This is a genomic window from Flammeovirga sp. MY04, assembly GCF_001682195.2.
GTDB classification, from domain to species: Bacteria; Bacteroidota; Bacteroidia; order Cytophagales; family Flammeovirgaceae; genus Flammeovirga; species Flammeovirga yaeyamensis.
The window spans coordinates 4,743,009-4,754,621 of record NZ_CP003560.2; the positions used below are offsets into that span (position 1 = coordinate 4,743,009).

The window sequence follows — 11,613 nt, forward strand, 5'->3', positions numbered from 1 at the left end:
GTTGAAGCTAGTTTACTAAAAACATTACTTCTTACTTAAATAATTATCACCGGAAAAAAATACGGGACTTTTGATATTCCTCCTCAAAAAACTATTCCTTATTCCCTATTAGTTATTACTTAAAAAATAACGAACGTCATTTTAGTAACTCCTAATTCCTCCCTCCTAATTCCTAATTAAAAACGAGCGTAAATTTTGCTACCTGCTACCTGCTACCTAATCCCTAATTTCCCTAACGAACGTCTCTTCCGGATAAATCACCTCAGACAAAAACAGCCCCTGACCTGGAGCCAAATGTTTTGCAGCTCTTTTTCTATCTTTTAATGCGAGTGTTTCTCTCATGTAGTCCACTGTCATTCTCCCCATGCCCACTTCCATCATGTTGCCTACGATAATACGGATCATCCCTCGGAGGAAACGGTTAGCGGTGATGTGGAAAGAAAGGTTATTTCCTTCTTTGGTCCAATGTGTCGACATGATATCGCAAATATGGGTATTTACATCGGCGTGCATTTTAGAGAAGGCAGTGAAATCTTCGAATTCTAAAAGTACTTTGGCAGCTTCTTGAAGTTTATCAAAATCAGGTTTTCTGAAGTATTGCCAAACGAGACCTTGTTTGAAAGGGGATTTTTCAAGACAAATATCGTAGCGGTAACTTCTTTTAGTGGCATCAAATCGTGCGTGTGCATCTTCTTTTACCTCCCAAAGGCTTTTTACAGCAATATCATTAGGTAAAAATGAATTGATGCGGTGAAGGATGTTCTTGCCATTTAAATCATCGGGATGATCAAACTGAGCGTATTGTTGTGCACAGTGAACGCCAGTATCTGTACGACCGCTTCCAATAGTATTTATTTCTTGACGTAATAATTTGCTGAGGACAAAATCCAACTCGCCTTGTACGGTAGTGGCATTTGGTTGTACTTGCCATCCGTGATAGTTGGTACCTAGGTAAGCGATTTCAGCAAAATATCTCATTATACTACTGTTTGATGATCAAAAATGGTTTTCGAGATCAATTTAAAATTTTGATAAAAAAAAACCGCAAAACCTGTTAAGATTTTGCGGTTAGCACGGGCAGTAGGATTCGAACCCACGACCTGCGGTTTTGGAGACCGTAACTCTACCAGCTGAGCTATGCCCGTGTGTCTTTAAGACGTTGCAATATTAATAGGTAGATCTTTTTTATGCAAATACGGATCAATAAAAAAAATCAAATACACTTTAAGGTATTCATTATGAGCCTAAAAAAAAGAAGGCTGATGTAAAAGAAAATTCGTTTTATTGGAATTTATCTCTTAAATCAGCCTTTAGTCGATGTTTTACATCAAATGACTTCTAAAAATACAAAAGTATTATAGTCCTAAAACTTCTACACCTTGATTGAAGATGACATCTGTAGGAATGTTTGCATCATCAATTTTATCAAGATCTTTTTGAAGGTCTAAAGTAATCTTACCTTTTTCTTGTACAAGTTTAGAAACACCTTCGTAATCGCCATCACCTTGAAGTTTAAGAATGATTGCAGAAAGGTCGTTCATTGCTTGTTCCATTTTAGGGTAATTCACTTTATAGAATCCAGAAGCTTCGTCATATTCAAAAGCACCATGTTCTTTAAAGAAATTGAAACGGATCATGTTCGCTACACCATGTGCTGATGCCGCACCAAAACGTACCGAACGGAAAATACCAGCAAGGAAAGTAGTGTAGTAGTCTTTCATGTCACCTTTAATTTCTCCTTTTTTATGAAGTTGAGAAACCATGTAAAGACCCAAGATATCTGCTTTTCCTTCTTCTAAAGCTGAAGCATGTTCTTTTAGTGCTTTTCTTACAGTACCTTTTCCATTAATCGTCTCTTTGATACCCAACCCGTGTGCCACTTCATGGAACATAGTGTTTGCAAAGAATGCATCGAAAGTAATGTGTTTTCTTTGAGAAGGATCGATCAATACTTCTGAAATAGGAACTAGAATTTTTTCGTACTTCGCACGCATGGCGTTTTTCAACTGCAATCTTCTTGAACCTTTTTGTTCCTGCACTCTTTCGTCATTAGGAAGGTTGATCGCAATTGTTTTTGAACCAGCATTACAATCACCAGCATAGTACACCACATCGTAGGCGTTTAACTGAGAGTCGGTACCTGGAGTTTCGATTTTGTATTTACGCTCACAAGGAAGTCCTTTTTGAAGTTCAGGTAGGAAAGAAGCAAATTTTGCTAATTTCTTCGACCACTCCATATCTTTGATTAAGACATAAGCTTCAAAAGAGGTTTTATAACCAAATAATTTGTCTTCGTAGTTTTCGATAGGACCCACCACAAAATCGATTGGATTTTCTTTCATGTCCATCCAAGCCATATCAGAAGCAAGGTAATCGTTCGATAAGAAAGCGTTTGCTCTTAATTTAAGGTATTTCTTTAAACCAGGGTCTTTCGCTAAATCAGAACATTCCATCAAAAGGCTAGACGCTTTTTCTAATTCGATTCTATACTCCTTCGAGTAAGGTACCACTTTTAGTTCGCCTCTAACATCCCTTCTAATAACAGTATATAAGCTATTTTTATCTTGATTACTAAGTGCGTTGAACTCCTCCTTGGTCATATCTTGAGGATAGAAATTCGCTCCAATTGGTTTCTTAGAGATACCATCAATAAATGGTTTATTATCTTGAAGCCTATCCCATGGACCGTAGTTTACCTCAGCATATCTTTTTAATTCATCAGTTTTTAAAGATGAAATAAATGATTCTTTATCGCCGTAAGCCTGTTTCCAGAAAAGGTTATCCATAATCTTACTTACTTCGATCATTTTTTTGATCATCAAACGCTGGTTTTTATCTAAATGCTTGATGTCTGAAGTAAGTGTGAAGTCCGTATAATCTACCAAATTGCTCACCTTTGGAACGGTTACTACTTTTTTCTCTTCTTTCTTTTGTTCTTGGGAACATCCACTAAACAATGTAGCTCCCATGGCCAAACCTGCTATCAGGATTGTTTTTTTCATTTCGTTTTTATTTATGGTTAGATAAATAATTTATGACCGTAAAAGTAAACGTTGCGTAGTAAGTGATCAATAAATTGAGGATAAATCTATTCAGAAACCCACTTAAAATAACTTTTTAAAGGAAGATGATCTGAATACGTATTGGATTTAAGTACTTCTGTATGGGTGTTTTCTAGTCTTTGATGATCAAAAAAAGTGTAATCTATTCTAATAGGTAAGTCCCTGTACGTAAACGACCAACCGTAATCTCCTGTAAAATGAGAATCTTTCGTATGTTTTTTTAGGTTAAAGTAAGCATTACTATAAGGTAAAGAGTTGGCATCTCCACATAAAATATAAGGGTATTTGCAGTTTTTTATCAAGCTATTTAATTGATCAACTTGCTCTTCCCTTTTTAATGACGAATGATATACTTTTTTAAAGATATTGATTCCCTTTTCAATAAAGGATTCATTGGTCTTATTTCCGTTATCAATAGCTAGGGATTGTAAATGGAAATTGACAATTCTTAAAGTATCGGATGAGTCATTGACAACATCCACCCATATAATTCCATTGGTTACACCGCTCACTTTTTTATTAAACTTGATAAATCCTTGGTCGATAATCGGATACTTTGAAGCGATCCCTAAACCAAAAGTGGCCCCAATATGATTGGTAAGAAATGGAGGAGCATAAAGATGTAGTTTTTTGATATCAGTTAGCTTGCGGTTGAGTTGAAATAAACTATCTGGATTTGACTTTTTTAATAAAGTATCACAATTATAATATTCCTGAAAACAGTAAATGTCGGTATCATCCTTTAGAATCCAGTCAATCATTCCTTTCGATTCTTTATAATCTTGATTTAGATACTGATAGGTGTTAAAAACAGAGACATTATAACTCATTACAGAGAAATCAGCTTCCTTTTGTGAACTAATATTCATTAATAAAGAAAGGTCTGATTTACAGATAATAACAGTTATATACAATAAAAAAAACTTTTTAAAATGTCTCTTTTGTTGAAATAATTCAATTAAAATTGAAACAAATAAAAGTAGTAAATAGATCGGTGTCCCTAATGATATTACAAACGCAAGAGGGAAGATATTAGCAGGTAATAGACCTATTATTGTTAACAGAATAAGTGATATTCCAAAAAATCTAATCATATACAAAGATAAAAAACCTAAAGATGCGATTAATCACTTTTTTAATTAACGTAAATTTTTAGTTTTATGAAGTGATACGCATAAGTTAAATGAAATAAACGGTAGGACATAACTACTTTGTTTAGTAAACACCCATCACTAAATGAACACAATCGAAAATGATGACCAAAGTCAGTAAAAACTGTTGACATCCGTCATGTAACACCCGTTGAAATGACAATTATCTTTGCGTAATAATATTAGAACTCTTTTATTTTATACATTTTATATATCCATGAGTGCAATCATAGTATTGATAGGAATTAGTCTGGTAGTCGCCTTGATTTTTTTAGGTGTGTTTATCTGGTCTGTAAAGTCCAATCAGTACGAAGATACTTACACTCCAAGCATCCGAATATTATTCGAAGACGATGATCGACAAAGAACAGCAACACAAACCGGAGACGACGAGCAATCTTGAGCATTTCTCGTACGATAACGTGATTGTAAAGAATTTCGCAATCGCGACAATGTTTTGGGGGGTAGCCGGTATGGTAGTGGGACTTTTAGTAGCATTACAACTCGCAAACCCTATCTTTAATATAGGCGAACAAGCCTGGTTAACATTTGGTAGACTTAGACCGCTTCATACAAATGCAGTTATCTTCGCTTTCGTAGGTAACGGTATGTTTGCAGGTATCTATTACTCATTACCTCGATTGTTAAAAGCTAGAATGTACAGCGACCTACTTGGTAAGATACATTTCTGGGGATGGCAATTGATTATTCTTTCCGCTTTAATTACTCTTCCTTTAGGTTTTACTCAAGGTAAAGAATATGCAGAATTAGAATGGCCAATTGATATTGCAATTGCAGTAATCTGGGTAGTATTTGGTTTAAATATGATCATGACGATGATCAAACGTCGTGAACGCCACTTATACGTAGCAATTTGGTTCTACATTGCCACTTTCGTTACTGTAGCGGTACTTCATATTGTAAACTCTTTAGCTTTACCTTTATCGTTATTCAACTCTTACTCTGTGTTTGCAGGTGTACAAGACGCCTTAGTTCAGTGGTGGTATGGTCACAATGCAGTAGCATTCTTCTTAACTACTCCTTACTTAGGTTTAATGTACTACTTCGTTCCTAAAGCAGCGAATCGTCCGGTATACTCTTATAGATTATCGATTATCCACTTCTGGTCATTAATCTTTATCTACATTTGGGCAGGTCCTCACCACTTATTATATACTGCATTACCCGACTGGGCACAATCATTAGGTACTGTATTCTCAGTAATGTTGATTGCTCCATCTTGGGGTGGTATGTTGAACGGTCTATTGACACTAAGAGGTGTTTGGGACAAAGTACGTACAGAACCAGTATTGAAGTTTATGGTAGTAGCACTTACTGCTTATGGTATGGCTACTTTTGAAGGTCCAATGTTGTCTTTCAAAAACGTAAACGCAATTACTCACTATACTGACTGGACAATTGCTCACGTTCACGTTGGTGCATTAGGATGGAACGGTTTCTTAACATTCGGTATGTTATACTGGTTGTTCCCGAAAATGTACAGAACAAAATTACACTCGCTTAAATTGGCGAATGTTCACTTCTGGTTAGGTACATTAGGTATTGTATTCTATGTAATTCCAATGTATTGGGCAGGTCTTACACAATCATTAATGTGGAAAGACTTTACTCCAGAAGGATTCTTGAAGTATCCTAACTTCTTAGAAACAGTTACACAAATTATCCACATGTATGAGCTTAGAGCTTTTGGTGGTCTATTGTATGTTGTTGGTGCTTTAGTAGCCGTTTACAACTACTACATGACCGCTGCTTCTGGTTCTTTATTGAAAGAAGAAGAAGCTTCTGCTCCAGCACTACAAGGTGGTCATAAGATAAAAAGATGGCACGAATGGATCGAGGCTCGTCCAATTCAAATGACAGTCTTCTCATTAATTGCTATCTCAATTGGTGGTTTGGTAGAATTCTTACCTACGTATTTTGTGAAATCAAATACACCAACGATCTCTACTGTTCAACCTTACACCCCATTAGAATTAAAAGGTCGTGATATCTATATCCGTGAAGGATGTTACTTATGTCACTCTCAAATGATTCGTCCTTTCCGTTCAGAAACTGAACGTTATGGCGATTATTCTAAGTCTGGTGAGTTCGTTTATGATCATCCATTCCAATGGGGATCGAAACGTACTGGTCCAGATTTAGCAAGAGTTGGTGGTAAGTATCCAGATTCATGGCACTACAACCACATGTTAGATCCAGGTTCAATGTCACCAGGTTCTATCATGCCATCTTATCCTTGGTTATTGGACGACGACATCAATGTTGATGATGTTCCTGCTCAAATCTCATTAATGAGAAACTTGGGTGTTCCATACGAAGAAGGTTATGAGGACAAAGCAGTGGCAGACCTTGATAAGCAAGCAGACGAAATCGTTGAAAGCTTAATCAATGACGGTTCTGAAACTGATTCTAGAAAAGAAATCGTAGCACTAATTGCTTACCTACAAAGATTAGGTATCGACGCTGGTAAAGCATCAAGTGTTCCTTTAAAATAATTTATAGCGAAGGTGGCTTGTAAGAGTCACCTTCCAAATCAACCCTTGTTATGTATAAAGATGTACTAAGATCTATAGAAGATGTTGAGATATTTCCAGTGATTGGAATACTCATCTTTTTCACTTTTTTCGTTGCCTGGAGCATTTATGCTTTTAGTATGAAAAAAGATGAAGTAGCAGAACTATCTAGTATGCCTTTAGATCTTGATGAAGACACCGAAAATAACAGCACAAATGAATTTAAGTAGACTTTCGAAACATTTAATGTCTATGGTGATGATCCTAGGCATGATTTTATTCAACGCTTCAGGCGCATTCGCTCAATCTGGTACACAGAGTATGCTAAACTCTATGAATGCAAGCGAGTGGGCAATTACATTATTAGGATTTGCTATCGTAGTATTTTTCTTGATCTTCCTAGTATTGGCTTTGGTGTTTTATACAGTGGTTGTGACAAAAAAACAAACAAATCAATAACTGTTACTTGTATTGATTTTCAAACTATTTGAAACATGAAATCTGCAAATAAAAAAATAATGGCGATGGTACTGATGGCACTTACAGGTCATTCAGCATTCGCTGCCGGAGATCAACTGATCTACGGTGTGGATAATTTCGATACATTGTTGTTTATTCTAGTAAGCATCTTAGGTTTACTTTTTATTGCAATAATGATCGTTGCTTTAGGTTTACTTTATGTTGTAAGACAAAGCTTACAATCAATGCCTAAAACAGAAGAAGAGTTAGCATTCGAAAAAGCTGGAGAAACTGGCTGGTGGCAATTCTTCTGGCAAAAGCTTCAAGGTGCCAAACCAATGGCATTGGAAAAAGATATCTTAATGGACCACAATTACGATGGCATCCAAGAATTAGATAACGATCTTCCGCCTTGGTGGAAAGCAATGTTCTACATCTGTATCTTAAGTGGTTTTGTTTATTTAGGTGTTTATCACTGGTGGGCAGAGTCGGATGCAGAACCTGTATCTATTGCAGAATATCACCAAACAATGGAAGATGCGGAAGCAGCTAAGAAAGCCTACTTAGCAACTATGGCAAATTCAATTGATGAAACTAATGTTGCTGTTTCTACTGATGCTGGCGATTTATCAGCTGGTAAGAAAGTATTTGATGGTAACTGTAAAGCTTGTCACGGTGGTGCCGGTGAAGGTGGTGTAGGTCCAAACCTAACTGACGAATACTGGTTGCACGGTGGTGATGTTGCAAGTATTTTCAAAACTATTAAATACGGTGTGACGGAGAAAGGTATGTTGGCTTGGGAATCTAAGTTAACTCCTCAACAAATGTCGCAAGTATCTAGTTATATTTTGAGCTTACAAGGAACTAACCCTCCGAACGCTAAAGCACCTCAAGGTGATAAAGTAGCTGCAGAATAAAACATTTTAATATAGAAGAGGGTAGTCTATTTAGATTACCCTTTTTGTCTTTATTAAATATCAATATATCATCATATATAAGAATATTATGTAAATTGATGATATATAAACCTAACCAATAGAAAAGACTATTGGATTAAGATCTTCATCATAAATAAGCACGTCTGATCATGAGAAAGGATTTACACTCCCAATCGCCGGATTCATTCAGAGACAGTATATCTACTGTAGATTCACAAGGTAAAAGGATTTGGCTTTACCCAAAGAAGCCAAGCGGGAGATATTATAATTCAAGAAAGTGGGTAGCCTACATTTTAGTAGCCTTCTTTTTTGTTGGACCTTTCCTTAAGATCAACGGACAGCCTTTCTTTATGATGAATATTCTAGAAAGAAAGTTTGTCATTTTCGGACAACTTTTTGTTCCTCAAGACTTCTTCATTTTTGTATTGATCATGATTTCCCTCGTCATATTTATCGTATTGTTTACGGTAGTTTATGGACGTGTATGGTGTGGATGGACCTGTCCTCAGACCGTTTTTATGGAAATGATCTTTAGAAGAATCGAATATTGGATTGAGGGAGATGCGAATCAGAAAAGAAAATTGGATAATGGCCCTTGGACAAGGGAGAAATACATTAAAAAGATTTCTAAGCATACCATTTTTATCGTTTTCTCTTTAGCCATAGCCAATATGGTTTTAGGTTATATCGTAGGAGGAGATGAACTGATTCATATGGTGAAAAATAAACCTGCTGAAAACTGGCCAGTCTTTTTGGCACATATTGGCTTCGCAGGGATCTTCTATTTCGTTTTTGCAAAATTCAGAGAACAAGCATGTACTCAAGTTTGTCCTTACGGACGTTTGCAAGGTGTATTTTTGGATAAAGATTCCATCGTAATTTCTTATGATCACGTAAGGGGTGAACCAAGAGGAAAACTAAAGAAACAGAAGAAATCAGCATCAGGATGTGGAGGTTGTGGATCTCAACAAGAAGCCGTAAAGCCGATTGTAAGTAGAGTTAAACCAAAACGACCAACTCCTGCACCACTCCCTGAAATTAAGAAGGAAGAAAAAACAAAAGAAGAGGAAGTTAGAAAAATGACATTAGCAGATGTGAATGCTTCTGCTTCTGAAGAACAACCTCAAGGAGATTGTATCGATTGTAAACTTTGTGTACATGTTTGTCCAACAGGAATTGATATCAGAAATGGTACTCAATTGGAATGTGTGAACTGTACTGCTTGTATCGATGCTTGTGATGAAGTAATGGATAAGATTGATAAGCCAAGAGGACTTATCCGTTTTGCCTCAGCTAATGATATCGAAAAAGGAAAACCATTTAAGTTTACCACAAGAATAAAAGCTTATACAGCTGTATTAACCATATTGGTAGTGGCAGTAGTATTTGCTTTAACGACAAGAAACGATATAGAGACTACGGTTTTAAGAGCTCCAGGCATGTTGTATCAAAAAGCCGATAATGGTGATATTAGAAATTTATATACTTTAAATATCATCAATAAAAGCAATGTAGATTATAACGACTTATCGGTGAAGTTGGTGGAGCGAGAAGGCAAAATCACTATCGCAGGTGGTCAAATGATATTGAAACAAGAAGGAAAGCTCGACGGTGCTTTCTTTATTGAAATTCCACCAAGTGAATTGGATGGAAGAAAGAATGAAATAAAACTTCAAATAATGAATGGTGACCAGATAATTGACGAGGTATCGACCAATTTTATGGGACCAGCTAAAAAGCGTAATTAAGATGAAAGTACATTGGGGGAAAAGTGTTGTAGTAGTATTTGTTATTTTTGGTGTATTTATTATTTCAATGGTCATCAAAATGTTTCAAGTACCGGTAAATATGGTTTCCAAACAATATTATGCCGAGGAACAATTGTATGAGGTACAGCAACGACAAAAAGACAATATCAAGTTGTTGTCTGCTGAACCGATCATCACATTAAATAAGGCAGATGGTAATATCGATTTCATTTTACCACAGGATATTCAAGATATAGAAGGGAACATTCGTTTCTTTCGTCCATCAGATAGTCGTTTAGACTTTAATGCACCACTAGAATTAAACGAGGCCAATGCACAAGCTATTGATGCAAGCCGCATGGTGAAAGGACGTTGGATCATCAAATTAACCTTCACTTCTAAAGGTGTAGACTACCTATATGAAAAGTCTTTGGTCATTTAAGATCAATTAATATATAGGATATGAACGAGTTATATTTAACGGCATTAGGACTAGGCTTTGCAGGCAGTTTCCACTGTTTAGGTATGTGCGGTCCTATTGCGTTAGCGATTCAAGGAGGTCAAACAAGCGGACCAAAACTTTTCTTAGACAGACTTCTTTACAATTTAGGTAGGGCAATAACCTATGGCTTTTTAGGAGCAATTGCGGGTCTTATTGGCCATGGTTTATCTTGGTTGGTAGGGTATCAGGTATATCTAACAGTATTTTTAGCTGTTATGATGATTGCCTTTGGAATTTTTACCATCAATCCAGATAAGTTGCTAAACATGGTGCCTTTCTTGGGTGGTTGGTTCCAATGGATTAGAAAGCAGCTAGGTAAATTTATGAGGGACGCTAAATGGTATAACTTCTTTACCATAGGTGTATTGAATGGCTTTTTACCATGTGGGTTGGTGTACATGGCAATGATTGCTGCATTATCTACAGGAAATGCCTTTGAAGGGATGAGTTACATGATTGCATTCGGAATGGGTACAATTCCTATGATGTTTGGCGTGGCTGTAGCTGGTCAGTTTTTAGAAGCTAAAGTAAGGTCCAAAGTGAAGAAGATATATCCTGTTCTTTTTTTAGCGATGGGTGCATTGTTGATGATGCGTGCTTATAACATTCATGAATCTTCTAAAGAGTTGGCCGAAAAGCCAATGGAACAGGTAGAAATGAAGTGTCATTAATCTATTTGTAACAATTGATAAAGGATACCAAATTATCTTGTTTTGTATAATCTTGTTAGGAGACTTAACAGAAATGTATAGATAATATCGTATATTTAAGAAACAATTGACACCTGCATTTTATTGACACAACAATTTATCGAGAACCTGTTTTTCAATTTAAATTAGACGAAAATGCCTTCACACGAAATCAAAACTTGCCAGCGTTGTAAAAAAGATTTTGAATGTAAAGTCGGGAACATCACTCAATGTCAATGCTACGAGGTAAAAATGACCTATGAGGAAACTCAGAGAATGAGAAAAGAATATGATGATTGCCTTTGTGCATCATGCATGTTGGAACTTCAAATCCAATACAGGAAAGAAGAAGTATTTAGTAAGTAATTAACATCGAAACTTTATATATCTACAAAAGTCACGGATTCAGTATCTTGTGACTTTATTTTTTTGAAAAAAAATCATTGCACAATCTATAGTTACATTTAAAAGATTATGATGTCTTAATTGTACATAACAATGTACTTAAAGTGAAATTAACATTATAAATT

General features: G+C 36.0%; 12 protein-coding genes and 1 tRNA gene. 9 read left to right on the forward strand and 4 right to left on the reverse strand.

Annotation, left to right across the window (positions count from 1 at the left end; translation table 11 throughout):
• Positions 1-216: 216 nt before the first annotated feature.
• From truA to MY04_RS19050, 4 genes are all read right to left on the reverse strand, one after another.
• Positions 217-978 (reverse strand): tRNA pseudouridine(38-40) synthase TruA, encoded by a 762-nt coding sequence (truA, locus tag MY04_RS19035; protein WP_066212306.1) that lies wholly within the window; start codon positions 976-978, stop codon positions 217-219.
• Between the two features lie 94 nt (positions 979-1,072).
• Positions 1,073-1,145: transfer RNA gene (locus tag MY04_RS19040), tRNA-Trp, on the reverse strand.
• A gap of 210 nt (positions 1,146-1,355) precedes the next feature.
• Positions 1,356-3,002 carry a dipeptidyl-peptidase 3 family protein gene (locus tag MY04_RS19045; protein ID WP_084005968.1) on the reverse strand — a complete coding sequence of 549 codons (1,647 nt, stop codon included), beginning with the start codon at positions 3,000-3,002 and terminating at the stop codon, positions 1,356-1,358.
• A gap of 86 nt (positions 3,003-3,088) precedes the next feature.
• Positions 3,089-3,931 carry an endonuclease/exonuclease/phosphatase family protein gene (locus MY04_RS19050; protein WP_066212309.1) on the reverse strand — a complete coding sequence of 281 codons (843 nt, stop codon included), beginning with the start codon at positions 3,929-3,931 and terminating at the stop codon, positions 3,089-3,091.
• 499 nt (positions 3,932-4,430) lie between these two features.
• Here MY04_RS19050 and ccoS point away from each other — a divergent pair, with 499 nt between their 5' ends.
• The 9 genes from ccoS to MY04_RS28345 all read left to right on the forward strand — a co-directional run bounded on the left by ccoS (position 4,431) and on the right by MY04_RS28345 (position 11,449).
• On the forward strand, positions 4,431-4,616 hold the full coding sequence (gene ccoS, locus MY04_RS19055) for a cbb3-type cytochrome oxidase assembly protein CcoS (RefSeq protein ID WP_066212311.1): 186 nt from the start codon (positions 4,431-4,433) through the stop codon (positions 4,614-4,616).
• Positions 4,567-6,729, forward strand: a complete 2,163-nt coding sequence (gene ccoN, locus MY04_RS19060; RefSeq protein ID WP_066212313.1) for a cytochrome-c oxidase, cbb3-type subunit I — start codon at positions 4,567-4,569, stop codon at positions 6,727-6,729. The genes ccoS and ccoN overlap by 50 nt, the downstream gene beginning before the upstream one ends.
• Before the next feature lie 50 nt (positions 6,730-6,779).
• The gene (locus MY04_RS19065; RefSeq protein ID WP_066212315.1) at positions 6,780-6,977 is read left to right on the forward strand and encodes a hypothetical protein; all 198 of its coding nucleotides are present in this window, start codon (positions 6,780-6,782) and stop codon (positions 6,975-6,977) included.
• Positions 6,964-7,206, forward strand: a complete 243-nt coding sequence (locus tag MY04_RS19070; RefSeq protein WP_066212317.1) for a hypothetical protein — start codon at positions 6,964-6,966, stop codon at positions 7,204-7,206. Before MY04_RS19065 ends, MY04_RS19070 begins: the two co-directional genes overlap by 14 nt.
• Positions 7,207-7,241: 35 nt before the next feature.
• Positions 7,242-8,123, forward strand: coding sequence for a cbb3-type cytochrome c oxidase N-terminal domain-containing protein (locus MY04_RS19075; RefSeq protein ID WP_236941082.1), 882 nt, complete (start codon positions 7,242-7,244; stop codon positions 8,121-8,123).
• Between the two features lie 170 nt (positions 8,124-8,293).
• Entirely contained in the window at positions 8,294-9,892 is a 1,599-nt protein-coding gene (locus MY04_RS19080) for a 4Fe-4S dicluster domain-containing protein (protein WP_066212319.1), read from the forward strand.
• A gap of 1 nt (position 9,893) precedes the next feature.
• Positions 9,894-10,334, forward strand: coding sequence for a FixH family protein (locus MY04_RS19085; RefSeq protein WP_066212320.1), 441 nt, complete (start codon positions 9,894-9,896; stop codon positions 10,332-10,334).
• Between the two features lie 20 nt (positions 10,335-10,354).
• Positions 10,355-11,065: a sulfite exporter TauE/SafE family protein gene (locus tag MY04_RS19090; protein WP_066212322.1), complete on the forward strand. Its 711-nt coding sequence runs from the start codon at positions 10,355-10,357 to the stop codon at positions 11,063-11,065.
• Positions 11,066-11,239: 174 nt separating this feature from the next.
• Positions 11,240-11,449 (forward strand): cysteine-rich CWC family protein, encoded by a 210-nt coding sequence (locus MY04_RS28345; RefSeq protein ID WP_066212324.1) that lies wholly within the window; start codon positions 11,240-11,242, stop codon positions 11,447-11,449.
• Positions 11,450-11,613 lie beyond the last annotated feature (164 nt).

Excerpts from the sequence above, each read along its gene's own strand:
- truA (WP_066212306.1), bottom strand. The coding sequence starts at position 978 with ATGAGATATTTTGCTGAAATCGCTTACCTAGGTACCAACTATCACGGA.
- MY04_RS19045 (WP_084005968.1), bottom strand. The coding sequence starts at position 3,002 with ATGAAAAAAACAATCCTGATAGCAGGTTTGGCCATGGGAGCTACATTG.
- MY04_RS19050 (WP_066212309.1), bottom strand. The coding sequence starts at position 3,931 with ATGAATATTAGTTCACAAAAGGAAGCTGATTTCTCTGTAATGAGTTAT.
- ccoS (WP_066212311.1), top strand. The coding sequence starts at position 4,431 with ATGAGTGCAATCATAGTATTGATAGGAATTAGTCTGGTAGTCGCCTTG.
- ccoN (WP_066212313.1), top strand. The coding sequence starts at position 4,567 with ATGATCGACAAAGAACAGCAACACAAACCGGAGACGACGAGCAATCTT.
- MY04_RS19065 (WP_066212315.1), top strand. The coding sequence starts at position 6,780 with ATGTATAAAGATGTACTAAGATCTATAGAAGATGTTGAGATATTTCCA.
- MY04_RS19070 (WP_066212317.1), top strand. The coding sequence starts at position 6,964 with ATGAATTTAAGTAGACTTTCGAAACATTTAATGTCTATGGTGATGATC.
- MY04_RS19075 (WP_236941082.1), top strand. The coding sequence starts at position 7,242 with ATGAAATCTGCAAATAAAAAAATAATGGCGATGGTACTGATGGCACTT.
- MY04_RS19080 (WP_066212319.1), top strand. The coding sequence starts at position 8,294 with ATGAGAAAGGATTTACACTCCCAATCGCCGGATTCATTCAGAGACAGT.
- MY04_RS19085 (WP_066212320.1), top strand. The coding sequence starts at position 9,894 with ATGAAAGTACATTGGGGGAAAAGTGTTGTAGTAGTATTTGTTATTTTT.
- MY04_RS19090 (WP_066212322.1), top strand. The coding sequence starts at position 10,355 with ATGAACGAGTTATATTTAACGGCATTAGGACTAGGCTTTGCAGGCAGT.
- MY04_RS28345 (WP_066212324.1), top strand. The coding sequence starts at position 11,240 with ATGCCTTCACACGAAATCAAAACTTGCCAGCGTTGTAAAAAAGATTTT.